At 43.7% G+C, this 25,025-nt stretch carries 21 protein-coding genes and 1 riboswitch; of the genes, 10 read left to right on the top strand and 11 right to left on the bottom strand.

All coding sequences use genetic code 11. The features are described 5' to 3' along the window. Positions 1-84 precede the first annotated feature (84 nt). From trhA to lpxO, 3 genes are all read left to right on the top strand, one after another. Positions 85-726: a PAQR family membrane homeostasis protein TrhA gene (gene trhA / locus MSG93_RS08835; protein ID WP_032875284.1), complete on the top strand. Its 642-nt coding sequence runs from the start codon at positions 85-87 to the stop codon at positions 724-726. Between the two features lie 102 nt (positions 727-828). Beyond that, positions 829-2,139 carry an MFS transporter gene (locus MSG93_RS08830; RefSeq protein WP_324621430.1) on the top strand — a complete coding sequence of 437 codons (1,311 nt, stop codon included), beginning with the start codon at positions 829-831 and terminating at the stop codon, positions 2,137-2,139. A gap of 162 nt (positions 2,140-2,301) precedes the next feature. After that, complete coding sequence (gene lpxO / locus MSG93_RS08825; protein ID WP_005226913.1) at positions 2,302-3,207, top strand: lipid A hydroxylase LpxO; 906 nt, start codon at positions 2,302-2,304, stop codon at positions 3,205-3,207. Positions 3,208-3,273: 66 nt separating this feature from the next. Here lpxO and MSG93_RS08820 read toward each other — a convergent pair whose 3' ends face one another. Next, a complete protein-coding gene (locus MSG93_RS08820; protein ID WP_005288925.1) occupies positions 3,274-3,681 on the bottom strand; it encodes a hypothetical protein in 408 nt (135 codons plus the stop codon). A gap of 148 nt (positions 3,682-3,829) precedes the next feature. After that, positions 3,830-6,565, bottom strand: a complete 2,736-nt coding sequence (gene secA / locus MSG93_RS08815; RefSeq protein ID WP_032875240.1) for a preprotein translocase subunit SecA — start codon at positions 6,563-6,565, stop codon at positions 3,830-3,832. Between the two features lie 363 nt (positions 6,566-6,928). Between secA and MSG93_RS08810 the strand changes: the two genes are divergently transcribed. The 3 genes from MSG93_RS08810 (at position 6,929) to MSG93_RS08800 (ending at position 9,248) form a co-directional block, all read left to right on the top strand. Then, positions 6,929-7,570: a peroxiredoxin gene (locus MSG93_RS08810; protein ID WP_005226901.1), complete on the top strand. Its 642-nt coding sequence runs from the start codon at positions 6,929-6,931 to the stop codon at positions 7,568-7,570. Positions 7,571-7,848: 278 nt separating this feature from the next. Further along, entirely contained in the window at positions 7,849-8,667 is an 819-nt protein-coding gene (locus MSG93_RS08805) for an MBL fold metallo-hydrolase (protein WP_324621428.1), read from the top strand. Further along, positions 8,664-9,248, top strand: coding sequence for a dual specificity protein phosphatase family protein (locus MSG93_RS08800; RefSeq protein WP_324621427.1), 585 nt, complete (start codon positions 8,664-8,666; stop codon positions 9,246-9,248). The genes MSG93_RS08805 and MSG93_RS08800 overlap by 4 nt, the downstream gene beginning before the upstream one ends. Positions 9,249-9,270: 22 nt before the next feature. Here the strand turns inward: MSG93_RS08800 and MSG93_RS08795 are convergent, their stop codons facing one another. Genes MSG93_RS08795 through trpA form a run of 4 tightly spaced genes read right to left on the bottom strand, consistent with a single transcriptional unit; the run spans position 9,271 to position 13,365 of the window. Continuing rightward, positions 9,271-10,395 (bottom strand): SPOR domain-containing protein, encoded by a 1,125-nt coding sequence (locus tag MSG93_RS08795; RefSeq protein ID WP_324621426.1) that lies wholly within the window; start codon positions 10,393-10,395, stop codon positions 9,271-9,273. Then, complete coding sequence (gene folC, locus MSG93_RS08790) at positions 10,386-11,672, bottom strand: bifunctional tetrahydrofolate synthase/dihydrofolate synthase (RefSeq protein ID WP_324621425.1); 1,287 nt, start codon at positions 11,670-11,672, stop codon at positions 10,386-10,388. The genes MSG93_RS08795 and folC overlap by 10 nt, the downstream gene beginning before the upstream one ends. Next, positions 11,669-12,565 carry an acetyl-CoA carboxylase, carboxyltransferase subunit beta gene (gene accD / locus MSG93_RS08785; protein ID WP_004775442.1) on the bottom strand — a complete coding sequence of 299 codons (897 nt, stop codon included), beginning with the start codon at positions 12,563-12,565 and terminating at the stop codon, positions 11,669-11,671. The genes folC and accD overlap by 4 nt, the downstream gene beginning before the upstream one ends. Beyond that, positions 12,562-13,365, bottom strand: coding sequence for a tryptophan synthase subunit alpha (trpA, locus tag MSG93_RS08780; protein WP_005226895.1), 804 nt, complete (start codon positions 13,363-13,365; stop codon positions 12,562-12,564). The genes accD and trpA overlap by 4 nt, the downstream gene beginning before the upstream one ends. A 274-nt stretch (positions 13,366-13,639) precedes the next feature. Here trpA and MSG93_RS08775 point away from each other — a divergent pair, with 274 nt between their 5' ends. Continuing rightward, entirely contained in the window at positions 13,640-14,971 is a 1,332-nt protein-coding gene (locus MSG93_RS08775; protein WP_324621421.1) for a Na+/H+ antiporter NhaC family protein, read from the top strand. Positions 14,972-15,251: 280 nt separating this feature from the next. Here MSG93_RS08775 and MSG93_RS08770 read toward each other — a convergent pair whose 3' ends face one another. Further along, positions 15,252-16,274 carry an AraC family transcriptional regulator gene (locus tag MSG93_RS08770; RefSeq protein WP_324621419.1) on the bottom strand — a complete coding sequence of 341 codons (1,023 nt, stop codon included), beginning with the start codon at positions 16,272-16,274 and terminating at the stop codon, positions 15,252-15,254. A gap of 116 nt (positions 16,275-16,390) precedes the next feature. On the opposite strand from MSG93_RS08770, the gene MSG93_RS08765 reads away from it, so the two are divergent. After that, on the top strand, positions 16,391-17,266 hold the full coding sequence (locus tag MSG93_RS08765; protein WP_199949546.1) for a metal-dependent hydrolase: 876 nt from the start codon (positions 16,391-16,393) through the stop codon (positions 17,264-17,266). 52 nt (positions 17,267-17,318) lie between these two features. On the opposite strand, the gene MSG93_RS08760 is transcribed toward MSG93_RS08765, so the two are convergent. Beyond that, positions 17,319-18,314, bottom strand: coding sequence for a DUF2804 domain-containing protein (locus tag MSG93_RS08760; protein WP_324621417.1), 996 nt, complete (start codon positions 18,312-18,314; stop codon positions 17,319-17,321). 216 nt (positions 18,315-18,530) lie between these two features. Here MSG93_RS08760 and MSG93_RS08755 point away from each other — a divergent pair, with 216 nt between their 5' ends. Beyond that, positions 18,531-20,309 (top strand): bifunctional metallophosphatase/5'-nucleotidase, encoded by a 1,779-nt coding sequence (locus MSG93_RS08755; protein ID WP_420714309.1) that lies wholly within the window; start codon positions 18,531-18,533, stop codon positions 20,307-20,309. 60 nt (positions 20,310-20,369) lie between these two features. Here MSG93_RS08755 and MSG93_RS08750 read toward each other — a convergent pair whose 3' ends face one another. From MSG93_RS08750 to MSG93_RS08740, 3 genes are read right to left on the bottom strand one after another with little or no spacing between them, the layout of a single operon-like run. Continuing rightward, positions 20,370-20,882, bottom strand: coding sequence for a DUF1543 domain-containing protein (locus MSG93_RS08750; RefSeq protein ID WP_324621415.1), 513 nt, complete (start codon positions 20,880-20,882; stop codon positions 20,370-20,372). An 8-nt stretch (positions 20,883-20,890) separates the two neighbouring features. After that, positions 20,891-22,135 (bottom strand): tryptophan synthase subunit beta, encoded by a 1,245-nt coding sequence (trpB, locus tag MSG93_RS08745; protein WP_324621413.1) that lies wholly within the window; start codon positions 22,133-22,135, stop codon positions 20,891-20,893. Next, entirely contained in the window at positions 22,116-22,775 is a 660-nt protein-coding gene (locus MSG93_RS08740; RefSeq protein ID WP_324621411.1) for a phosphoribosylanthranilate isomerase, read from the bottom strand. Before MSG93_RS08740 ends, trpB begins: the two co-directional genes overlap by 20 nt. Positions 22,776-22,894: 119 nt before the next feature. Further along, a riboswitch (cobalamin riboswitch) is annotated at positions 22,895-23,110 on the top strand. Between the two features lie 34 nt (positions 23,111-23,144). On the opposite strand from MSG93_RS08740, the gene MSG93_RS08735 reads away from it, so the two are divergent. Next, the gene (locus MSG93_RS08735) at positions 23,145-25,022 is read left to right on the top strand and encodes a TonB-dependent receptor plug domain-containing protein (protein WP_324621409.1); all 1,878 of its coding nucleotides are present in this window, start codon (positions 23,145-23,147) and stop codon (positions 25,020-25,022) included. Positions 25,023-25,025: the final 3 nt, after the last annotated feature.

Below are 25,025 nucleotides of genomic sequence, written 5' to 3'. Positions count from 1 at the left end.
ATAGAAACTAAATTTTAAAGCGTCTTACTTTAAAAGGGAAATTGCATTACGATACAGTTGTATTTTTATGCACCTGATCGCTTGATGAACTCAAAAACATTGCTGGACTATGACCCCAAAGAAGAACTGATCAATGCCTATAGTCATGGACTTGGCGCTGTCCTTGCTTTGATTGCTTCCATTTTTCTAATCGTTAAGGGCCATGCTCTGCCCTTGGGCCAGTGGATGAGTTTATGGGTCTATGGCTTTAGTCTGGTACTGCTACTCAGCAGTTCCATGCTTTATCACTTTGCAGTGGATGAACGTAAACGCTACTGGTATAAAAAGCTGGATCATACTGCAATTTATTATCTGATTGCAGGTACCTATACCCCGTTTCTGAGTATTGCGATTCCCACCGCCAAAGCTCACTACCTGCTGATTGCCTTATGGATCATAGCGCTGATCGGCACCCTGTTTAAGCTGGTCTTTATTCACCGCTTCCAGAAGATTTCTCTGGCAGCCTATCTGTTGATGGGCTGGCTCGCCATTCTGGTGATGGATGATATGCAGCGTTATCTGAGCAAAGATGCGATACAACTCTTAATTGCAGGCGGATTGGCTTATACCATCGGTACATTGTTTTATGCGTTAAAAAAGGTAAGATATACCCACGCAATTTGGCATGTTTTTGTGCTATTAGGGGCAGGATTACACTTTTTAGCAATCTACTGTTATGTATTATAAGTCCTTATATAGCATTCAGTTTTTCTAAGTAAAACTGCACATTCAAAAGGAATTTTTCAAGACAGTCTTCTGTTTCTTGAACGAATAACATGAAGGTCTTGTATGTCGTCAAGCACTACGACTGCCACCCCGGAAGTGGCCAGCAATTCAAAAGTACGGGTATTATTTGCCAGCCTTGTCGGTACCACGATTGAGTTTTTTGACTTTTATATCTACGCCACAGCCGCTGTACTCATTTTTCCACATTTATTTTTCCCAGAAAGTAGCGATGGTGCTGCCGTTCTCAAATCACTGGCAACCTTTGCCATCGCCTTTATTGCACGCCCGATCGGTGCGGCACTGTTTGGGCATCTCGGTGACCGGATCGGACGTAAAGCCACCTTGGTGGCTGCCTTGCTGACCATGGGTATTTCAACAGTGTGTATCGGTCTGTTACCGACTTATGCGCAGATTGGTATTGCAGCCCCGCTCCTGCTCGCCTTATGCCGTCTAGGACAAGGTTTAGGTCTGGGTGGTGAATGGAGCGGTGCCGTATTGCTCGCTACGGAGAATGCACCAGAAGGCAAACGCGCTTGGTATGGCATGTTTCCGCAACTCGGTGCACCGATCGGCTTTATCCTTGCCACAGGCTCATTTTTACTGCTGAATGCCTTTATGACAGAACAGGCATTCATGACTTGGGGCTGGCGTATTCCATTTATTGCCAGTGCAATCTTGGTCTTGGTTGGCTTGTACATCCGTTTAAAGTTACATGAAACACCGGCCTTCCAGAAAGTCTTGAATAAGCAAAAAGAAGTCAATGTTCCTTTCAAGGAAGTTATGACTAAACATTTGCCCATGTTAATCCTGGGTACCATCGCAGCCATCTGTACCTTTGTGGTGTTTTATCTCACCACGGTTTTTGCCTTGAACTGGGGCACCACCAAACTTGGGTATGCGCGCGGTGAGTTTCTGGTGTTACAACTGTTCGCAACCTTATGTTTTGCTGCCTTTATTCCCCTCTCTGCGATTTTTGCAGAGAAATTTGGCCGTAAAAACACTTCGATTGCAGTCTGTGTACTTTCTGCCTTGTTCGGACTTTGCTTTGCACCGTTATTAGGCTCAGGTAATCCACTACTGGTGTTCTTGTTCCTGTGTATCGGTCTTGCGATTATGGGTTTAACCTATGGACCAATTGGTACCGTACTGTCAGAGATTTTTCCCATCTCGGTCCGTTATACTGGCTCTGCATTAACCTTTAATCTGGCAGGTATTTTCGGTGCCTCTTTTGCACCTTATATTGCGACCAAACTGGCTGAAAGTTATGGTCTGGGTGCCGTAGGTCTGTATCTCAGTTGCGCGTCAATCCTGTCTTTAATCGCCTTTTTACTGATTCGTGAAACCAAACATGATGATGTAAATAATCAGATTTAAGCACTGAATTTCAGATGATCTGTAAATAACCGATCCAGATCATCTGAAATACCATTCAATTTATGCTGTTTTATCTTATAAAGTTGCTTTTGCAACTGCATTCTTCCAAATATTTTTTGTGCTAAAATAACCGCCTTTATTTTTTTCTTAGACGATTGTGTTATGTACGCAGTGATTATCGTTGCCGTATTTTTAATCAGCTTCTTATATACCTATTTACGTGGTAAAGAGCGCTTAAAAGCATCTCGACAATTATTTGACCATTCGACATTTTTAGCGCCGATCAACATGTTTATGACGGGCTTTTCCAAATTACCGAACCAACCTTTCTTTGATGTGGCGCAGTTCCCTGAACTCAAACCACTGCAAGATAACTGGCAGGTGATTCGCGAGGAAGCCATTCAGCTACAGAACCAGATTAAAGCCTCTGAAAAGAATAATGATGCGGGCTTTAACACCTTCTTTAAACGTGGTTGGAAACGCTTTTATCTGAAATGGTACCAAGATAGTCATCCGTCAGCACAACAACTCTGTCCCAAAACCGTAGCACTACTGGAAAGCATTCCCTCAGTGAAAGCGGCGATGTTCACCGAGCTTCCTTCCGGAAGTTACTTGGGTAAACACCGTGATCCTTATGCAGGTTCGGTACGCTACCATCTTGGCTTGGTGACTCCGAATAGCGATGACTGTTTTATTGAGGTCGATCAGGAGCGCTATAGCTGGAGAGATGGTGAAGCCACTGTATTTGACGAAACCTTCGTGCACTGGGCTGAGAATAAGACCGATGAAACGCGCATTATTCTGTTCTGTGATATTGAACGACCAATGAAATGGGGCTGGGCACAAAAGTTCAACCACTGGTTTGGCCGTAATGTCATGTCAGCTGCAAGCTCACCCAATGATGACCAAGACAAGACCGGTTTCATCAACCGTATTTTCAAATATGGCTATGCGGTACATCATTACGGTCGTGGTTTAAAAGAACGTAATCGTCCACTGTACTATGCTTCAAAGTGGTTGTTATTTGCGATTATTATTGGCCTGATCCTGCTGCCAAGTTTTCTGTAAATCTATTGATTTAGCCATAAAAAAAGAGATGCGATTGCATCTCTTTTTTTATTCCGAAGCGACTGCTTATTGAATCGCCTGAGCTGTTTGCGTGCCCGCAGTTTGTGCAGCAGCCGCATTCGCCGCCTGAACTGCAGTTTCACCAATTAAAGCAATCTTCGCTTTCTCTTGGCTTTTTGCAGACAATGCCGGGTTTGATGCCACAATACGATTGATGTTGGCAGAGTTCGCTGGTGCAATTGCTGCAGTTTGCAATACGATTGGACGGTTACCTGTTTCGCCTAAAGTATAGCGAATACCGGTACGTGGGCTGACCACAGTCGTCACTTCACGCTTGACTTGCGCTTCTGCCGTGTTAGTACCTTTTGCTGCCAATACTTTATCAACAGTCGTGGTTTGTGGAGCTTCAGCTGCAAATGCAAAACCTGACACTGCAGCACTTGCCAAAATTAAAAGTTGTAATGGTTTTTTCATTGTCTTCCCGCTTTTAATGCGAATTCAATCAAGATCTGTAAGTTCAATAATGAAACTACAAAGCGCTCATTGACTCAAGTTATTTATCGTAAAAAAAGCAGAGACTCAGGCTCTGCTTTTTTAGCATCGTTAAATCTAAAATCAGGATTTAGATTTTACCGTGACATTGCTTGTATTTTAAGCCTGAACCACATGGGCACGGCGCATTACGGCTTTCCGGTACCGGGAATGGTGCATTGTCGGTAAAGCCTTCTGTTTCCTCAGAAACCGTGACTTCGCCAGTTAAGCCGTCGACATCATCATGTTCAAATGAAAGACGCATTGATTCAGCCTGACGTTGTTGCTGTGCTTCAAGTTCCGCCAATTCTTCGGCTGTCGGTACATGAACACGAGATAAATCAGTCACCACATCAGACTTGATAATACCCAGCATATTCACGAATAAGTTGAAGGCTTCTTTCTTGTATTCTTGTTCAGGGTTCTTTTGTGCATAACCACGTAAATGAATCCCTTGACGTAAGTAATCCATCGCCGCCAAATGATCTTTCCAATGACGATCCAGTGAGTTCAACATGAAATGACGTTCCAGCATAGCTGCGGATTCATCTCCCATTTGCTCACGACGTTGGCGATAACGGGTAATCACTTCATCTGCAATACGCTCAATCAGACCTTCCTCGTCTAAACGGCGATCTTGGTCTAACCATTGTTGTACCGGTAACTCGATTCCCAAGTCAGACTGTAACGCCCCTTCCAGACCTTCAATATCCCATTGGTCATGAATCGACTCTGGTGGAATAAAGTTGGCAATTAGGCCTTTCACCACTTCGTGATGCATTTCTTCGATATAGTCTTGTAGCGTACTTTCTGCCAGAACTTCATCACGTTGCGAATAGATGATCTTACGTTGTTCGTTGTTCACGTCATCGTACTTCAACAGGTTCTTACGAATATCGAAGTTACGAGCCTCAACTTTACGTTGTGCATTTTCAATCGAACGGCTGACCATCTTGTGCTCAATCGCTTCGCTTTCTTGCAAGCCCATGGCACGCATCATGGCAACTACACGGTCACCCGCGAAGATACGCATCAAATCATCTTCAAGCGACAGATAGAAACGAGATACACCCGGGTCACCCTGACGACCTGCACGACCACGCAACTGGTTGTCAATACGACGTGATTCATGACGCTCAGAACCAATGATATGCAGACCGCCAGAACTTAACACGTCTTCGTGATCTTTTTCCCATTGGGCCTGTAAACGCGCTTCATCTTCAGGTGTCGCATTTTCAATTTTGGCAAGCTTGGCTTTCCAGTTACCACCCAGCAAAATATCGGTACCACGGCCCGCCATGTTAGTTGCGATCGTCACCGCATTCGGACTACCTGCTTGCGCAATAATATCTGCTTCACGCTCATGCTGTTTCGCATTCAGGACTTCATGATGAATACCAGCCTGTAATAACTTGGCAGATAAAATTTCACTGGCTTCAATCGTCGCGGTACCGATCAGGATCGGTGCAACGCCCTGCTGACGAATCTTGGTAATTTCTTCAATAATCGCGGTATATTTACCATTACGGTTTAAATAGATTAAATCGTTATGATCGACACGGACCATTGGACGGTGGGTTGGAATAATCACCACATCCAGACCATAAATTTCTTTCATTTCCGAAGCTTCAGTATCGGCAGTACCGGTCATACCTGACAGCTTTTTATACAGACGGAAATAGTTCTGGAAAGTTGTAGTTGCCAGCGTCTGGTTTTCCGGCTGAATTTCCATGTTTTCTTTGGCTTCAACCGCTTGATGCAAACCTTCTGACCAACGACGACCCGGCATGGTACGACCCGTGCTCTCGTCGACAATAATAACTTCTTCTTTTTGCGTTTGCGGATTGATACCGATAATGTAATGTACATTCTTCTGGTACAAATAGTGCGCACGGATTGCAGCAGTCACATGGTGAACCAGATTCAGGTTGGTTGCTGAATACAGGCTTTCACCTTCTGCCAACAGCCCCATTTCAATCAGTTTCTGTTCAACCGTTTCATAACCGATTTCAGTCATTTCCACTGAACGCTGCTTTTCATCTACCCAGAAATGTCCACCATCTGCCACTTTTTCTTCTTTCTGTGGACGTAATGTTGGCGGAATACTGTTGATCAGCTGGTATAACTGAGATGAGTCTTCGCTTTGACCAGAAATGATCAATGGTGTACGCGCCTCATCAATCAGGATCGAATCGACCTCATCGATGATGGCATAGCTTAAGCCGCGTTGTTTTTTCTCTTGTAACGAGAACACCATGTTGTCGCGCAGATAATCGAAACCAAATTCGTTGTTGGTCCCGTAAGTAATATCGGCCGTATAGGCTTGTGCCTTTTCATCAGGCATCTGCATGGAGTAAATCACACCAATGCTCAAGCCTAAAAATTCGAATAATGGACGGTTTAACTCGGCATCACGCTGCGCCAAGTAATCGTTTACGGTAATGACGTGAACGCCTTGACCACTCAATGCATTGAGATAACACGCCAAAGTACCCATCAGGGTTTTACCTTCACCGGTACGCATCTCGGCAATTTTACCTTCGTGCAAGGTAATACCACCAATTAACTGCACATCGTAGTGACGCATGCCCATGACACGTTTTGCCGCTTCACGGCAGACAGCAAACGCTTCTGGCAATAATTTATCTAAACTTTCGCCATTACTAAAACGTTGTTTGAATTCTGGAGTTTTTGCAGAGAGGTCTGCATCGTTAAGAGCAGATATCGTCGGTTCAAGCGCATTAATTTGTTCAACAATTTTACGCATGCGTTTGAGCTCGCGCTCATTTTTTGTACCGAAGATACCTCCGATCAGACTTGCCAACATGAATAAACTCTCTAATCCTGTTTGTTATAAGGTTCGTCAATAACAACAAACCCTAGGTCGGTTAATTTTTTCTTAGCTGTTATTATGGAGTCAGAAATAAGAACTACAAGTGCTTTGCATCCAAACAGGTAAAAAAATCTGCGAGGCGATTCTGACATCACACCAGTAAAGATGCGTTAATGTAGCAAATTTGCCTTAAACTTACATCGACCTGAATGTGAATTTCCGATCATTTTTTAACAAGATCCCTAAGAGATATCTCAAAAGTTCATAACAAAATACAAAAACAATAATTTTATTTATAAAGTGAATGCTGCATATTGAATAGAGAAACGACATAGAAAAAAGTATAGAGGACTCATCATGACATTACGTTTAGGCGATACCGCGCCAAATTTCCAGCAAGAATCAAGCGAAGGTAATATTGATTTTTATGACTTTTTAGGCGATAGCTGGGGTATTCTGTTTTCCCATCCAGCAGATTATACGCCAGTCTGTACCACCGAACTGGGTTATACCGCCAAACTAAAAGATGAATTTGACAAGCGTGGTGTTAAAGCCATTGCCCTTTCAGTGGATGATGTTGAATCGCATAAAGGCTGGATTCAGGATATTAACGAAACCCAGAATACCACGGTGAATTTCCCCATCATTGCGGATAAAGACCGAAAAGTGTCTGAACTTTATGGATTTATTCATCCCAATGCCAGTGAAACCTTAACCGTTCGCTCATTGGTCATTATTGATCCGAATAAAAAAGTGCGTTTGATCATTACCTATCCGGCATCAACAGGCCGTAATTTTAATGAAGTATTGCGCGTGGTCGACTCACTGCAACTTACCGACAACCATAAAGTCGCGACACCCGCAAACTGGCAACAAGGCGAAGATGTGGTGATTGTGCCGTCATTAAAGGATGAGGAAGAAATCAAACAACGCTTCCCGAAAGGCTATAAAGCTGTTAAACCTTATTTAAGACTCACACCCCAGCCTGAGCAAGATTGAAGCCGATTAAAGGCTTCAAGCGAAGCGCAAGACAAACGAAGTGCGTAGCCATAAAGACCAGCAACGCTCGTTCCTGAGAAGCGACTAAAGCTTCGCAAGAAGGTGAATAGCTGTGCTGTGAGTAAAAGATTAAAGCGAAAGCTTTAATCGCAGTGCAAGACAAAATATCAAGCCTATCTCAGCGATAGGCTTTTTTCGGTCTGATTCAAATTTGTTTTGGTATTTCTGAATCGATACGTTATAAAAATAATTCGATCCGGAACACAATAAAAATCATCATGATCTATAACATCCATCACCTGCATTGTGGCAGCTTCTGCCCTGTCTGCGCGCCTTTATTTGGACAAAAAGGCTGGAAAGCCCATCTGGTCTGTCATTGCCTGTTGATTGAAACTGATCGGGGATTGGTATTGGTTGATACCGGCTTGGGCCTACAAGACTATTTACATACCGAACAGCGCCTTGGCAGTTTGCTGACACAATTTGGTTCGATCGTGCCGAACTTGAAACTCAGTGCCATTCAACAGATTCAGCAACTCGGCTTTAGTCCCAATGAGGTAAAACATATTTTTGTGAGCCATCTGGATTTTGACCATGCAGGCGGCATCTCTGATTTTCCCCATGCAACCGTGCATGTGCTGGCCTCTGAATTTAATGCAACCCAGACTTTATCTGGCAAAGGCAAACTACGTTATAAAACCGCGCAGTTTAAACAGCATCGACATTGGAGCTTTGCAGAACATAACGATGGTGAAGAATGGTTTAATCTCCAGCGCGTAAAAGGCCTCCCATTCTTTCAGGATGAAATTTTAATGGTGCCGTTGCTGGGACATACACTTGGACACACAGGCATTGCAATAAAAAAACAGGACGGCTGGATTCTGTTCTGTGGGGATGCCTACTTTTCTCATCTGGAACTCAATCCTAAACATAAACTCAGAGCGCTCGATCTTACCGAGCGCTTATTGGCAGAGGATAACCAGCAGCGTGTGCATAACCTGAAACGCTTACAATATCTGGCTCAACATGAGCCTAAGATTGAGTTAATTTGTGCACACGACCCCGTTGAATTCAGTCGCTATCAAGCTATCTTATGAAAAAAACACTCATCGCGCTTACAGTCATTTCCTGCCTCAGTATTGGTGGCTGTATGAAACATCCAGGTCTGGATGATGAACAACGCCCTGAAAATTGGGGAACACTGATCTCACACACCCATAATTTTTATCAGATCAGCAGTGATGTGTTTCGTAGTGAACAGCCGAGCAATCAGTTAATTCCAAGCTTAAAACAGTACAATATTGATACGGTGATCAACCTTCGTGCACGCAATGACGATGCCAAGGTGCTTAAAGATCAGCCTTTTAATCTGGTCCATATCCCGGTTTATACCTGGGCGATCAATCGTGAAGACTTATTACAAGCGATGCGTGCCATTCAAACTGCCAAACAGAATAATCAAAAAGTCTTAATCCATTGCTACCATGGTTCAGACCGTACAGGTGCGACCATTGCCATGTATCGCATTATTTTTGAACACTGGTCGATTGAAGATGCGGTAAAAGAAATGAAACAAGGTGGCTATGGTTTTCATGTAATCTGGAAGAATATCGAGCATTTGCTGAGCCCTGAAAATGTAAAATGGATTCAACAGCAACTGTCGAATCCATCTTCATAGCATCCCATCAAAAGGGTTTCATTTAACGCTGGTCGAGTGGCACCCAGTCAATTACCCAGGCTGATTTCATATTCAGACTATCATCAGTGGTAATTTTCTTACGGGTCGTATCCGCAGTATCACGGTCTTTGGCTGGGCCAACCATGATCCGAATACCTTTAGAGGTCGGGCTAGTGGTTACCTTATAGCCTTTAGCACGTAATTTCGATACCACGGCATCTGCATTGGCCTGATTGGCGGCCAGTGCCACTTGTACCATCCATTTCTTATCGCCATTTTCCATCAGGTCACGGGCTTTTTCAGCTTCGGCTTTCTTTTCAGCTTCGGCCTTACGCTTATCTTCAGCAGCTTTCTTGTCCGCTTCGGCTTTACGTTTATCTTCAGCGGCTTTCTTATCTGCCTCGGCCTTACGTTTGTCTTCCGCAGCTTTCTTGTCTGCTTCAGCTTTACGTTTATCTTCGGCAGCTTTTTTATCCGCTTCTGCTTTACGCTTGTCTTCAGCAGCTTTCTTGTCTGCATCTGCCTTACGTTTGTCTTCCGCAGCTTTGCGATCAGCTTCCGCTTTCTTTGCTGCTTCTGCTTTACGTTTATCTTCCGCTAGCTTTTTATCAGCATCAGTCGTCTTTTGCTGGTCTGCTTTTAACTGTTCCGCTCGCTTCTTGTCATCCGCTTTGCGTTTGTCTTCAGCCAGTCGTTTTGCCTTGGCTTTTTCATCTTCAACCAGTTCAGGCGGGATATTGTCTGAACTTTCCTGTGCAGCGGTACGACGTGCATTGATTGCCGCGTATTCTTCAGCCGCTTTACGCGCTGCTGCTGCTTCTGCCTGCTGCTGCATTTTTAAAAATTCAGCTGCACGCGCCTCTTGTTCAGCAACCGCTTTTTCACGAGAGCGACGTTGTTCTTCAAGCAAACGTTTTTCTGTTTCAACATCAACCGCCAAAGGTTGTAATGAAACCATTTCACTCTCTTGGGCAGGCTGAGCAGTTTTTGGCTTAGTGGCTGTTTTGGGAATAGGATGAGTAACGGTAGCTTGCGTATGATCTTGCTCTATTTCTTCATTACCTTTAAGAAGCAGTGCGGCCAATAAAACACCACCTCCTAATAGAACAACGCCACCCATCCAACGTTGTTTGTTATTCATCGACATTCTTCTAAATACTCCCAGACCGCTTCTAAAGTATGAAACGAACCACAGACTAAAATCAGCTGATTGTTATTACCTTGTTTCAGCACAGTTTCAAACGCTTGCTGGATACTGCCGAACTCATGGACCTGTTGCCCTTGCAATGCATCTTGAATCTGTTGCACTGGTGCGGCTCTAGGCACATCTAAATTAGCAATAAACCAATCTTTTACTGTTGTTTTTAGTAAATCAGTGACAGATGGAATGTCTTTATCTGCCAACATTGAGAATACTGCAACAACTTCTGTGTACTGTTTATTGTATTTTAGGAATTTTCGCAACTGCTTCAACAAAAATTCGACACCATGGGCATTGTGCCCCGCATCAAAAATAACCGTTCTATCCTGAATTTGTCTGATTTCAAAACGGCCTTGGAGACGTGCCTGCTGAATACCCGTTGCGATGGCTTGTTGTGAAATGTCTATTCCACTCACCAGTACAGCAGCAACCGCAGTTGAAATATTATCCAAAGCCAGCTGACCAACAGGAAGCTTTAAGGTGCTACCAGAAGATGCAAATGACCATGTTTGCCCATTTTCATCCAGCTGATAGAAATAATCTTGATTAAGTGTATATAACTGGGCTTGTGTTTCAGCCACCTTATCTTGAATGACTTGTGGAAGATGCTGTTGTCCGGCAAAAACCACCGGAATATTCGGACGAATAATCCCTGCTTTCTCGAAGGCAATTTTTTCGACCGTATCACCGAGCCAGTCGATATGGTCTAAACCAATATTGGTAATCACAGCAATGTCTGGATCAATCACATTGACCACATCAAGACGACCACCCAGGCCGACTTCAAGTACCCAGACATCACATTGTTGCTGTTTAAAAATGACAAAAGCAGCCAAAGTGGTTGCTTCAAAAAAAGAAAGGCTTAATCCACATTCACGGCGAGCCTGATCGACCTGTACAAAAGCCTCTACCAGACGCTGATCATCTACCTCGGCACCCGCCAGTTTTACCCGCTCATTAAAACGGTAAATATGCGGTGACTGATATAAGCCCACCTTATAACCCTGCGCATTTAAAATTGCAGCTAAAGTCGTCGTGGTCGAGCCTTTACCATTGGTACCGGCGACGGTAAATACTTTCGCCTCAGGTTGCATCACACCCAGCTTTTCAGCCACAGGAATAACGCGTTCTAAACCTAAATCAATGCCTGTAACATGAACATGGCCCCAATAATCGAGCCATGTTGTTAATGTATCCGTTGAATGTGGAGCGTGCGGTTTCAAGGTAAGTTCATCAGTTTTGCAACAAGTCTGTATACAGTATCACGTAATGCATGACGATGAACAATTTGATCGACCACACCATGATCAAGCAAATATTCTGCACGCTGGAACGGTTCTTCCAGTTTCTCACGTACAGTTTGTTCAATCACACGCTTACCGGCAAAGCCAATCATCGCCTTCGGTTCAGCGATATGCACATCACCCAGCATTGCCAATGAAGCTGTTACACCACCATAAACCGGATGAGTTAACACCACCACATAAGGCACACGTGCTTCTTTCATTTTCTGGATGGCTGCTGCAGTACGTGCCATTTGCATCAAGGACAACATGCCTTCCTGCATACGTGCACCGCCCGAGGCAGCAAAACAGATCATCGGCTGGTGTAAAGCAATGGCACGTTCAGCCGCTTGTACAAAACGGTCGCCCACAACCGTGCCCATTGAACCGCCCATGAAATCAAAATCAAAAGCACAGGCAACAAGGTCTAAACCTTTAAGCGAACCTTGCATTACCACAAGTGCTTCTGTCTCACCCGTTTTGTCTTGCGCTTCGCGCATACGATCTGGATAAGGTTTGCTGTCCACAAACTTTAATGGATCTTTGGCATTAAATTCCTGACCTAACTCACCATTGACCTGATCAAAGAACCAGTTCAAACGATCACGCGCACGCATACGCAGGTGCTCATCACACTGAGGACAGACATAGGCATTAAATGACATGGCAGTACGTGTCACCAGTGCATGGCACTCAGGACATTCAATGGTAGGCTCAGTAAAGGTCGCTTTAAACGTTTGCTGTTGATCTGCCACCTGAATACCAGGTACATGACGCTCAGTCCAAGGGGTTGAAGGGTTAAGAACCTTCCCTGATGTTAACTCTTGACTCATACTAACTCATCGAGCGCAGCTCGAAGCTCCTTCACTTTATTCACCGTCTGTTGCGCAGCTTGATCTGCTGGCAATGTCGCAAAAGATTTAACGAAAGCACTTCCCACAATCACGGCATCGGCAACCTGACCCATCGCTTTTGCAGACGCCGCATCACTAATTCCGAAACCAACACCGACTGGTACACTGGTTTTAGATTTAATTTTTGCAATACGCGCTGCTGCTTCAGCAGTATCTAGGGTTGCTGCACCAGTCACACCTTTGAGTGACACGTAGTAGACAAAACCACTTGCCTGATTGACCACATGTTGAATACGCTGGTCGGTTGAGGTTGGCGCGAGCAAAAAGATCTGATCCATTCCATTTTGTTTAAGAACTTCACCTAATTGCTGAGATGCTTCAGGTGGTAAGTCCACCAGAAGTACGCCATCAACACCACAGTCTTTCGCATAAGTCACAAACTTTTCATAACCAATCACTTCAACAGGATTTAAATAGCCCATTAAAACAACCGGTGTCGTTTGATCTTTTTCGCGAAAAGCTTTCACCATATCCAATGCATCTAAAGTATTGGTTCCACCTGCCAGAGCACGCTCAGCTGCCAAAGCAATTACAGGACCATCTGCCATCGGGTCAGAGAACGGAAGACCTAGTTCAATAACATCAACCCCTGCCTCAACCATTTGATGAAGCAATGGAACAGTGACTTGTGGATGCGGGTCACCTGCCATTACATAAGAAACAAGCGCTTTACGTTGCTGAGATTTAAGCTGTTCAAAACGAGTGGCAAGACGTGACATAGGATTATGCTTTCCTGATTTATATAAACTAAGGAGTTGTTTGTGGTCATTTAAAAACACTGCATTGTAACGCTATTTTTTGTTCATTGAACAGAGTTTGACGTGAATGCGACAGCGAATCCTGCGACTTACAACTCCCCTGCTACATTTATCTATATTTTGAGTTTTTTCTCAATGATCAAAGATTCCTATTTTCAGGCTGATCGCTTTGCATTTTAGAATTTCGCCAAGCTCCTTTATACTAGCCGCAATTTTTAAGTTTCCTTTTTATTTTATGTCTGCCCACTCTCCCGAAAAAGTACAAAGCAATGCCCTTGCTTTGCTGCCGCTATTGGTATTTTTGATCATCTTTCTTGGGAGTGGTCTTTATCATTCAATGATCGGAACTGAATTCGCCTTTTATCAGGTTAAAGCGCCTGTGGCTGCAATACCTGCGGTGATTCTCGCCCTTCTGCTGTATAAACAGAAACTCAATACAGCGATTGAAGAATTCCTGCAAGGGGCCAGTCACCCGAATCTGATTCTGATGTTTATGGTGTTTATGCTGGCAGGTGCCTTTGCCAGTGTTTCCAGTGCCATTGGTAGTGTCGATGCGACGGTACAGTTAGGACTTTCGCTTATTTCTCCAGAATTTGTCTTACCCATGCTGTTTATCATTGCCGCCTTTATTGCTACGGCCATGGGCACCTCGATGGGCACCATTGCAGCCTGTGCGCCAATTGCGTTTGGTTTTGCTCAAGCGACTGATATTGCACCTGTCTATGCCATTGGTGCGGTGGTTGGTGGCGCCATGTTTGGCGATAACCTATCCATGATCTCGGATACTACCATTGCAGCTACCCGTAGCCAGAATGTCGAACTCAGAGATAAATTTCGGGTCAATGTCTGGATTGCACTTCCCGCAGCCATCATCACCTTAATGGTTTATATTTCCATGAGCCATCAGGCAGAAGCCATTCAATCCAAGCCTTATGATCTCTGGCTGATTCTGCCTTATCTGGCGGTGTTCTTTCTTGCTTTTACCCGTCTGCATGTTTTGGCAGTGCTGATGATCGGCGTGATTTTATCAGGTCTGATGGGGCTGCTTGAAAAACCGGATTTTGATGTACTCAAGCTGAACAGTGCGATTTATGACGGCTTTGTCGGCATGTTTGAGGTGGCATTACTTTCCATGTTGCTGGGTGGATTATCGACATTGATGCAAAAACAAGGCGGATTGCAGTGGCTGATTCAACGCATCTATGCGATTACCCGCCTATTTAAATTCGGTAAACAGCGTGCTGGTGAATTCGGTATTAGTTTTCTGGTGGTCTTCTCGAATCTATTTGTGGCCAACAATACCGTTGCGATTATTTTATCGGGAGATATGGCCCGTGAAGTGGCCAGAGAATACGGCGTAGATCCTAAACGAAGTGCAGCTTTACTGGATATTTTTTCTTGTGTGGTTCAAGGCATGATTCCTTATGGAGCGCAGTTACTACTTGCCTGTTCAATTGCCAAACTTTCTCCGATTGAATTGATTGGCAATATCTACTATTGCTGGATTCTTGCGATTTGTGCGGTGCTTGCCATTGTCTTTAATTATCCGCGTTTAAAAAAATCATAGAAGATTTGAATTACTACTCAAATCCCACTCTCAATAACGCTTCAATTTAGACAAGAATCTACTATCGTGGTAGGCGACATGGATGTCGCCCGTTGGACTAGCCTTGCGCTGCATTTCAAAGCAGGGCTTTAAAATTTGCTCAGGACGTACCGTCAGTCCAACAGAGGATTTTCCTTACTTTTCATCCCTGAAAAGTAAGGAAAATATCAAACCCATTTGTTTGTTTAAAAATTAAACTACCTTAGCTAAGCACTTATTAATTAAAAGTTTGATCTAAAATCTACAGAGATTTTAAAAACTGCTTAGGCGTAACGCCTGTCCAACGCTTAAACGCCCGTCCAAACGCACTCTGATCCGCATAATTTAGCCGTTCCGCAATCTCAGACAAAGACTTACCTTGTTGTAGATACAGCTTGCTCTGTTCTAAACGATACTGATCCAGCACATCTTGAAAATTCAATTCATAAGCCTTCAACTGACGTTGAAGTGTCCGTTCCGAACAATGCAAACGCTTCGCCACATAACTTTGCAATACTTCTTCCTGCTGCACTAAGCCCTGTTCAATCAGGCTATGGATTTTTTGTCTAAATTGCTGTTGCTGAACCTCAAACGAGCTGACACTGTTCAATGAATGCTGTGCCTGAGTAGACAAGACCTGATTCAGTTGCTGGTCTGCCGCAATACTTTTTGCCTTTAAAACCTGATTGGAAAAGCGGATCGCATATTGGCCCTGCTGAATCTGAATCGGACAACCATAGAATTTTTCAAAATGATACATTGCCGTATGCGGGGCATAGCCAAACTGGATCATCTGCGGTGGCACTAGAGCATCCTGCACTATCGATTGCGCGATTTTAAAAATCAAGGCCAGATTCAGCTCATACATTTCCCGATAGTCGCAATAAGATGCGCCCCAGACAATCTGGATGTAATCAGGAAACTGCTGGACATCGAGCTGTTCCAGATTGGTTTGTTTAAATACCAGCGAGTAGTATCGTTGCAAGAGTTGAAGTGCCTGCTGGAGATCCATACTGGTTGAGGCCAGATAACCCATCAAGCCCAAATCCTGCAAATTGGCATGTTCAGCTAAAACTAAAGTAATCGGACGGGTGAAGTGTGCTTGAGCGGCCTGTAATAACAAGGCATAACGTTCGACATCAAAGTCACGCTCATCCGGATTTTCCAGACAGGCCTGAAAGGCTTGCCAAAGTTCAGGCACAACAACTTTAGACAAATCAATTTGTTCCTGTTGCAAAACACGATTCAACAAACGTAAATATCCAATGATTATTTTAACGGACATAGGCTAATCTCATCCTGAGCTGTCGTTATTTGTATAAAAATTGGCTGTAACTGTCAAAACATTTCATCGGACTTTTTCCATACTGGCTACATGAAGAAAAACAAGGAATAGCAAAGATGAATGCACATGTTTCCTATCAAGTTGATCCCGTGGTCAGAACCAAACTGGACTTCCATCTCGAGCAGGCACCCCGCTTCTGGTTCGGTGGCGACCCATTCCGTACCCGTATGTTTGATGCCCTCAGCCTGACCTTCCCCGATGGCGAGCGCTACTTTATTGAATGCGTCCGTTTATTCCGAGACAAAATTGATGATCCAGACTTGCAGGAACGTGTCGCTGATTTTATTCGGCAGGAAGCACAGCATGGTATCGCGCATGATAAAATGAACCAGATCATGAAAGATCAGGGGATGCCTGTGGATCAGTTCACGGCCCGCTTAAAAAAAATCTTTCGCTTTGAACTGAAGAATCGCTCTCCCCAATACAATATTGCCATGACCGCAGCTGCCGAGCATTTAACCGCACTGATGGCAGATACCTTCTATAGTAAAAAAGAAACCTTGGCAGAAGCCGATCCTTTTGTACGTGCGCTGTTTGCCTGGCATGCGATTGAGGAAATGGAACATCGCGATGTGGCTTTTGATGTGATGCGTGAAGTCGGTGAAGTGCCTGAAGCAACCCGTCGCTTTGCCTTGGTATTCACGACAGTGATGATGTTTGGTTTTACCCTGTACCGTACCGATGTGATGCTCAAAACCGATGGTTTTAGCTTAAGACAACGTTTTGATATGGCGCGTAAAGGTTTACCGTGGTTCTTTGGTCGTAACGGTATTTTGACTGCGAAAAGAGCGCAATATAGTGACTGGTTTAAAAAGGATTTCCATCCAAATCAACATCCGGTGATTCGCCAGTATGATGTCTGGATTGATACTTTGGCTAAAACCAATGATCCGATTGCTGCAGGTGAAGCGTTCTGGCAAGCAGGGCTTTAGTTCATTAATCTAAAAAGTCCCCTTGCAATTGAGGGGATTTTTATTTTCATCATCACCACTTCGCATAATGCTGTTCTAATAAGCCATATTCATTATCTAATGACACCACTTCAACCTGTTCATGGGCAATCGTCCCACTGACTTTAGCCTGCCATTGATTAAACTGGCTGCCAATCAAACGCAGATTAATATTTTCAAACCGGCACCAGCCTGTTTCAACCACCAGATTTAGACATCCACCTAAAGAACGAATCGACCAGGTATTTTCATTCTTTTGCTCGAATAAAACGTCTGTCAGCGGATACAAACGCCCATTGACCCATAAGGCATTTTCGTTGCCAAAACTTTCATTGACGCCTGATGCCAGATTGATACCAATACGACGATCTTGTGCATCACGGAACTGGCAAGACAACCAGAACCAGGCTGTTTCAGGGCGCAGAAAACCACAGGTATCATCCAAAGCCGCAAGACTTTGGGCATTAAATTCAATTTTTTGCTGAGCTGGACTAATGAAAAAGCCCTCAACCGCAAGTGTGGTTTGCTTCTGGGTATAGGTCCAGCCATTAATTCCGGTCGGGCTACATAAACTTAAGGCATCGGTGCCTGCACAAAAAATCCGTGCTTTTAGCTGGATTTCACCATGTTTGCTGACCTGAATATAACGCACGCCATTAGCATGCTGCATATCAAATTGATAGGCTGATTTTTTGAACGAACTTTGACTAAATAACGGTTGCTCATCCAATTGTGTTTTGAATGCCAAAGGTTGAATCGCGTTCCACTCAATCACTTTTTTAGTCTGGTGATCATAAATATAAAAGAACGCATGCCCAGCCCAAGATAGGTCGACAATTGCCACACCAATACTGTAATGCTCATGTTGCAAGCCACAGAATTTAAATTTTTTATATTTTAGTTGCTTGCGCCAGCCAGTTAAGACCTGTCCATAAGGCGTTTTGTAAATATAGTCATCCAGATTAATTCTTGAGGGTACCTGATCAAAACGTCCATAACGTGGCTGACCATTGGTTTGTATCAAATCCATTCTTTCATTCCATGAGTACGGGTTTGCAACTGCTTCAATCATAAAGCTTAAGTGGACAAATTTGCTAATCGTTTTATCTGTAAAAATGATAACTGCGCCGTAGTTCTTAGCGCTCAATCCCAGTGCTTGCCAAATGATTCTAGCTCATAATTTCATCAAACATTCATACAGAAGTTTTATTTTTGAAAACAATCTTATACCACCCGATCAAAAACAATGATGACCCAACAATTATTAAAAGCCAAAGTTCTCTGTCTGATGATGCTGGCTTTAACGGCCTGTAATGATCATGACGATAATGATGGAACACCAACGGTTCAACGCAAAAACCAAAATATCAACATTCTTGCGTTCAATGATTTTCACGGTAATCTTGAACCGCCCAAACGCTTTATAGAAGCAGATGACCCAAATGACAGTAGCAAAACGGTACGTATTCCTGTCGGGGGCGTCAGTTATTTTGCCGATGCGATTAAAAAATTACGCGCGCAATATCCAAATAATGCGGTCGTTTCGGCAGGTGACCTGATTAGTGCCTCACCACTGACCTCATCCCTGTTTCTGGATGAGCCGACCATTGAAACCATGAATGATATTCAGATCGATTTTAACGCAGTCGGCAATCATGAGTTTGACCGGGGTACCGATGAATTACGTCGCTTGCAGAATGGTGGCTGTCAGCAATATACCAGTACCAAACCCTGCCAGATCAATCCAAAATTTGAGGGTGCCAAGTTTAACTTCCTGGCGGCCAATGTCTCGATGAAGGCTGATCCCAACAAAACCTTATTCCCTGCTTATAAAATCAAAAGCTATGGTGGTATTCCTGTTGCCTTTATCGGCATGACCCTGAAAGCGACACCCAGCATTGTCTCAGCTGCGGGTATTAAAGACGTTAACTTTAATGATGAAGCCGATACTGTCAATGCCTTGATTCCAGAGTTAAAGAAACAAGGGATTGAAGCAATTGTGGTGGTGGTACATGAAGGCGTCGCACCAAGTACCAAATTTAATAAGAAAACTTGTGATGGCCTCAGCGGTCCATTACTAGGTATCCTCGATCGGCTAGATCCTGCAGTTGATGTGGTGGTTTCTGGACATACCCATCAATCTTATATTTGTGATTACTCGACCAAGAATCCGCAAAAACCGTTCCTGCTCACCTCTGCCGGACAATACGGTACCGCAATTACCAATATTCAATTAGAACTGGATGGCAAAACAGGTGATGTGATTAAGAAAGATGCCAAACAGGTTCCGATTCAAAGTGAAGCCTATAGCTCGGGCTCAACCACAGTGAACTTGACGGATCTATATGAGAAATTTAATAAAACCCCAAGCATTGAAGCCATTCTGGATAAATATCGTCAAGCCGTCACCAGCATTTCAGCCCGTGTCGTTGGTACCGCGGATGGTGTGATTAATCGTAATGCCACCGAAAGTGGTGAAAGTGCTCTGGGTAATTTAATTGCCGATGCACAACAGGCCATGGCACTCACTGCAAGTAATCAAGGTTCTGACTTTACCCTGATGAATCCGGGCGGTGTACGTGCCGATTTACAGGTCAATACCAATAATCAGATTACCTTTGGTGATGTCTTTACCGTGCAGCCATTTGGCAACTCGATTGTGACATTAAGTCTGACAGGCAAACAGATTCGTGATGTACTAGAACAGCAGTGGTCAGGCGCAAATGCAGCCACAGTACGTATCTTGCAGCCATCTAAAGAGTTCAGTTATACCTATAAGAAAGATGCATCGAGTTCACCACGCGCCAGCAATATCTTGGTTGCAGGACAAGCGCTAGATGATAACAAGGCTTACCGTGTAACCGTAAACAGCTTCCTTGCCGATGGTGGTGATAACTTTACCGTCTTAAAACAAGGTAAAAATCCAGTCGGTGGTGGGCAAGATATTGATGCCCTGGAACAATATGTGGCTCAGCATTCTCCTCTGACCGCACCTAAAACTGATCGAATCAAAGTCACACCTTAATCACATCCTAAATAAAAACAGGGAAGCAAATGCTTCCCTGTTTCTTTTCTAAAACCATGCTTAAGCTAAGGTGAGATAAGTATTTTCCCAAATCATCGGACTAAATTCACCTTGAACCAAATGGATATAACGCCCTGCGATATGATCTATCGGAATGCAATCATCGACATCCACGACACGATCGGTATGCGGCTTATGCCAGTGTTGTTCAATGAACTGTTTACCCAGCTGTTTTGCCGCCACTGCATCAGCTGCAACGACAAGATGATAGCTATGCAATTCACCAAAAATATTTGGCGTATAACCACCCAAATTAATCAAGTACAGCTTTTTATCTGATGCTGATGGTGCCGCATCAGAAAACTGGATCTGATAATTCACACCTTGGGACTGCACACCTGAAATCTGCGCCCAGGCATCAATATGCAAACCTTTTAATTCACCAAACCAAGCCTGTTTCAATTGGGGCGTCAGTTCGGATAAGCTTTCACCAATCGCCATCACCACGTCATGCACTTCGGTGTTGGCACGCGCATGACGGCCACCCAGCATCACCATAAACAGACTTGGCATGTTAAGACCTACATATCTACCATTTCAACGCCATCAATACGTGCAACCGTCATCAAGTCTTTATCGCCACGGCCTGAAACCGTTGCAATAATGATTTGATCTTTCGACATGGTTGGTGCAAGTTTAGTGACATAAGCCATCGCGTGTGAACTTTCCAATGCAGGGATAATGCCTTCAATCTTGGTGAGATCACGGAAACCTTGTAAGGCCTCATCATCATTGATTGGTACATATTCCACACGGTTCATGTCTTTGAGGAAACTATGTTCCGGACCTACACCTGGATAGTCCAGACCAGCTGAAATACTATGTGTTTCAATGATCTGCCCTTGCTCATCCGACATTAAATAAGTACGGTTACCGTGTAATACCCCCACATGTCCAGCATTCAACGGCGCAGAATGTTTACCGGTTTCGATGCCATGACCTGCGGCTTCAACACCGTACATTTTCACATCTTGATCATTCAGGAAGGGATAGAACAAGCCCATCGCATTTGAACCACCGCCGACACAAGCGACCAAAGCATCTGGCAAACGCCCTGCCTGTTCCTGGATTTGACGGCGCGCTTCACGACCAATAATCGACTGGAAATCGCGAACCAGTTGCGGATATGGATGAGGACCAGCCACAGTACCAATTACATAATAAGTACTGTCAACATTGGTGACCCAGTCACGCATCGCCTCATTCATGGCATCTTTCAAGGTTTTTGAACCGCTTTTTACGGGCACAACCGTCGCGCCCAACAAACGCATACGATAGACATTCATGGCCTGACGTTTCACGTCTTCGGCGCCCATGTATACGACACATTCCATACCTAGACGTGCGGCAATGGTTGCCGTCGCCACGCCATGCTGACCTGCACCTGTTTCCGCAATGATGCGTTTCTTACCTGACAACTTTGCCAATAAAGCCTGACCAATGGTGTTATTGACCTTGTGCGAACCGGTATGATTCAAGTCTTCACGTTTCAGATAAATTTGCGCACCGCCGAGGTGCTGAGACCATCGCTCGGCATAATACAGCGGACTCGGACGACCAACATAGAACGCAAGATCACGATCAAACTCTGCTAAAAACTGTGCATCATTCTTCATACGACCATAAAGACTTTCGAGGTCTTCAAGTGCAGCCATCAGCGTTTCTGATACAAAACGTCCACCATGAATACCGAAATGCCCTTGAGCATCTGGAAACTGGGTGTAATCAATCACCTGATTTTCTTGATTAGAGTTTTGCTGATCCACGTTGGACTCCTTGCATAAATTTTTCAATGAGTTGTTGGTCTTTTATACCTTTTGCGGACTCGACGCCTCCGCTGACATCCACAGCAAAAGCAGCTGTGGTATCAATAGCTTCACTGACATTTTCAGGGGTTAAGCCCCCTGCCAGGATGAGTGGAATATCGAGTTGGGGAAATTGCGTCCAGTCAAAACGGTGCCCTGTCCCACCTTTTAGCTCAGGATGCCAAGCATCTAATAACACTGCACTGGCGCCCGCTATTTGATAGCGCTGAATTTCAGCGACCACATCCAGACTAGGTTTGACCTGAATGGCTTTATACCAGCGACGTTTGCATTGCGTTGCGATGAATTGGCATTGTTCTGGCGTTTCATCGCCATGTAGTTGTAATACATCCAGAGGAACCGAATCAAGCACCGTCTGGATTTCTTTAGCAGTTGCATTTACAAATAAGCCGACGAGCTGTACATAAGGCGGGACCTGCTTTGCCAATGCTTGCGCCTGCTCAATACTGACATGTCGCGGACTTGGCGGGAAAAAAACAAAGCCGATCGCATCTGCACCAGATTGTACAACGGCGTGAATATCTTGTATTCGGGTAATTCCACAAATCTTGGCGCGAGTTCGCATATGGCTTTGGCGCATGAGCTGTCCAATCTAGTCTGAATATTTTTGAAGCTCTCGCATTGTAATGCAATTTGACTCACTTTGTGCAAAGTTCATTCTGAAATGCAATTGTTTAAGAAACGTTAACACTTTATACTTTGCGTAATCTTGCAACAAGTCTAAAGCAATTTCATTTGCTTATAGGGAAGTTGGTGAAACTCCAACACTGCCCTCGCAACGGTAACACTGAATTACTCATCCCAGCTCAACGCCAAATCACTGCATCGGAACGATGTGGGAAGATGATGAGTACAATCATTGATTTGATGATTTATAGTGAAGTCCGGAGACCTGCTTGTTGTGTATTTCCACTTTATCATTCACGACGGGTGAATGTCTGGAGCGCGCATGTCTACTGTTTTTCAACCGACTCGTTTAGTTGGGGCTATCGCTATTGCGATGGGGTTTTCTTCACCTGCTTTTGCTCAAGATCAAGCCAGCGATAAAACTGCGACGCTAGATACGATTGTCGTGACTGCATCTCGTAGTGAACAGAAAATTGAAGATGTTCCTGCACGTATCAATGTAATTAATGAAAAGACAATTCAACAATCACCTCTTGCTGATTTAGGGCATCTTCTACAACGCGATGCTGGTTTACATATCCTTCAACAAGGAGGAATGGGCCAAAACTCCTCTTTATTTATTCGTGGGACAAACTCAAACCATAGTCTATTTTTAAAAGACGGCGCACGATTAAATACCGCACTAGATGGTGGTACAAGTATCCCTTATATCGATTTAAGCGATGTAAACCAAATTGAAATCCTGAAAGGACCTGCATCAGTCCAATATGGTACAGATGCGATTGGTGGAGTAATCAATGTAAGAACAGCGCCACCAAAACAACAAAAACTATTTTTAACCACTGAAGCTGGCGAGAATAAAACTTACAAGTCTATTGTAGGCGCAGACCTTGTTTCAGATAATGGATTGTATGCTCAAATTCGAGGACAACGCCAAGAAAGTGATGGTACAAACGTAACGAATAAGTCCAAGAAAAAAGCCAGCTATGATCAAAAAGGTTACAGTACCAAAATTGGCTATGAACAGGATCAATATGGCGCAAATGTGAGTATCAATGAAAATAAAGGTACCAACGTTTATTATGGCGGCTCACATGACTTCTTCAATCGACTAATTAATACTAATGCTTATTATCAAATTTTAGATAACTTAAAAATTAATGCTCACTATTCAAACTTTAAAGATGAACTCACAGGAAAAAGCTCAACCTATTATTTTGATACTGAGCGCAACGAAGGTGATATCAATCTTCAATGGAATTTTACTAAGAATCAAAATTTATTAGTAGGCGCTTCTATCAATAATGCTGATGTTAAAAGTCTAGCAATTAAAGGCGAAAAGCAAAGCTTAGACTCAACTGGTTACTATGTTCAACATCAATATAACGATCAAAATGGCCTCAGTACTCAAGCGGGTATCCGTATAGAAGATAATGATCAGTTTGGTACTAAAACCGTAGGGCAAATCGCTGGTCGCATTCAAATAGCACCACTAACCAGTGTCTATGCGAATATAGGGACTGCTTTTAAAGCTCCAACAGGAAATCAACTCTATTATTCATCTCAATTTAAGGATGAATACGGTACTTATATCACTGTAGGAAATCCCGATTTAAAACCAGAAGAAAGCCTGTCCTATGAAATTGGTATTGACCAAAAACTGGCGTATGGACTGTCAGCATATGCATCGGCTTACCATACAAAAGTTAAAAATCTGATCCAATACGTTTCAGATTATGATCCAGTGAATCAAATCTCGGCTGCAACATATAACAATGTGAATAAAGCAAAAATGTTTGGTGGTGAAGTAGGTTTGAAATGGAAACAAGATGATCTATTCTTAACAACCGAATATGGTTATGTAAAAACAGAAAATGAAGAAAGCGGATATGAATTAGTCCGTAGACCACGTCAAAGTTTAACCTTGACCGCAGGCCTAGAGAATGAACTTTATGGATTAAGCACGTCTTTAGTTGCTAAATCGCACTCAAAAATTTCAGAATCAAAAACGTCTAAATACACACCAGGCTATGCAACAGTAGATTTAAATGCTTACTGGAATATTAGCTCAAATGTGAAATTGTTTACCAATATCGCAAATGTCGGTGATGTTAGATATAAAACCGCTAACTTTGGCGGAGATGAGTTTTACATCAACGGTGGACGTCAAGCTTCTGCTGGTGTCACATTCCGTTATTAATCC

The sequence above is a fragment of the Acinetobacter sp. IK40 genome (genome assembly GCF_035615075.1).
Taxonomy (GTDB): domain Bacteria; phylum Pseudomonadota; class Gammaproteobacteria; order Pseudomonadales; family Moraxellaceae; genus Acinetobacter; species Acinetobacter courvalinii.
The sequence above is the reverse complement of the archived record's forward strand: the minus strand, read 5'-3'. Positions and strand labels throughout refer to the sequence as shown.

Bases quoted from the DNA above. Each gene is read 5' to 3' on its own strand.
- trhA (WP_032875284.1), top strand. From the start codon at position 85: ATGAACTCAAAAACATTGCTGGACTATGACCCCAAAGAAGAACTGATC.
- MSG93_RS08830 (WP_324621430.1), top strand. From the start codon at position 829: ATGTCGTCAAGCACTACGACTGCCACCCCGGAAGTGGCCAGCAATTCA.
- lpxO (WP_005226913.1), top strand. From the start codon at position 2,302: ATGTACGCAGTGATTATCGTTGCCGTATTTTTAATCAGCTTCTTATAT.
- MSG93_RS08820 (WP_005288925.1), bottom strand. From the start codon at position 3,681: ATGAAAAAACCATTACAACTTTTAATTTTGGCAAGTGCTGCAGTGTCA.
- secA (WP_032875240.1), bottom strand. From the start codon at position 6,565: ATGTTGGCAAGTCTGATCGGAGGTATCTTCGGTACAAAAAATGAGCGC.
- MSG93_RS08810 (WP_005226901.1), top strand. From the start codon at position 6,929: ATGACATTACGTTTAGGCGATACCGCGCCAAATTTCCAGCAAGAATCA.
- MSG93_RS08805 (WP_324621428.1), top strand. From the start codon at position 7,849: ATGATCTATAACATCCATCACCTGCATTGTGGCAGCTTCTGCCCTGTC.
- MSG93_RS08800 (WP_324621427.1), top strand. From the start codon at position 8,664: ATGAAAAAAACACTCATCGCGCTTACAGTCATTTCCTGCCTCAGTATT.
- MSG93_RS08795 (WP_324621426.1), bottom strand. From the start codon at position 10,395: ATGTCGATGAATAACAAACAACGTTGGATGGGTGGCGTTGTTCTATTA.
- accD (WP_004775442.1), bottom strand. From the start codon at position 12,565: ATGAGTCAAGAGTTAACATCAGGGAAGGTTCTTAACCCTTCAACCCCT.
- trpA (WP_005226895.1), bottom strand. From the start codon at position 13,365: ATGTCACGTCTTGCCACTCGTTTTGAACAGCTTAAATCTCAGCAACGT.
- MSG93_RS08775 (WP_324621421.1), top strand. From the start codon at position 13,640: ATGTCTGCCCACTCTCCCGAAAAAGTACAAAGCAATGCCCTTGCTTTG.
- MSG93_RS08770 (WP_324621419.1), bottom strand. From the start codon at position 16,274: ATGTCCGTTAAAATAATCATTGGATATTTACGTTTGTTGAATCGTGTT.
- MSG93_RS08765 (WP_199949546.1), top strand. From the start codon at position 16,391: ATGAATGCACATGTTTCCTATCAAGTTGATCCCGTGGTCAGAACCAAA.
- MSG93_RS08760 (WP_324621417.1), bottom strand. From the start codon at position 18,314: ATGGATTTGATACAAACCAATGGTCAGCCACGTTATGGACGTTTTGAT.
- MSG93_RS08755 (WP_420714309.1), top strand. From the start codon at position 18,531: ATGATGACCCAACAATTATTAAAAGCCAAAGTTCTCTGTCTGATGATG.
- MSG93_RS08750 (WP_324621415.1), bottom strand. From the start codon at position 20,882: ATGCCAAGTCTGTTTATGGTGATGCTGGGTGGCCGTCATGCGCGTGCC.
- MSG93_RS08740 (WP_324621411.1), bottom strand. From the start codon at position 22,775: ATGCGCCAAAGCCATATGCGAACTCGCGCCAAGATTTGTGGAATTACC.
- MSG93_RS08735 (WP_324621409.1), top strand. From the start codon at position 23,145: ATGTCTACTGTTTTTCAACCGACTCGTTTAGTTGGGGCTATCGCTATT.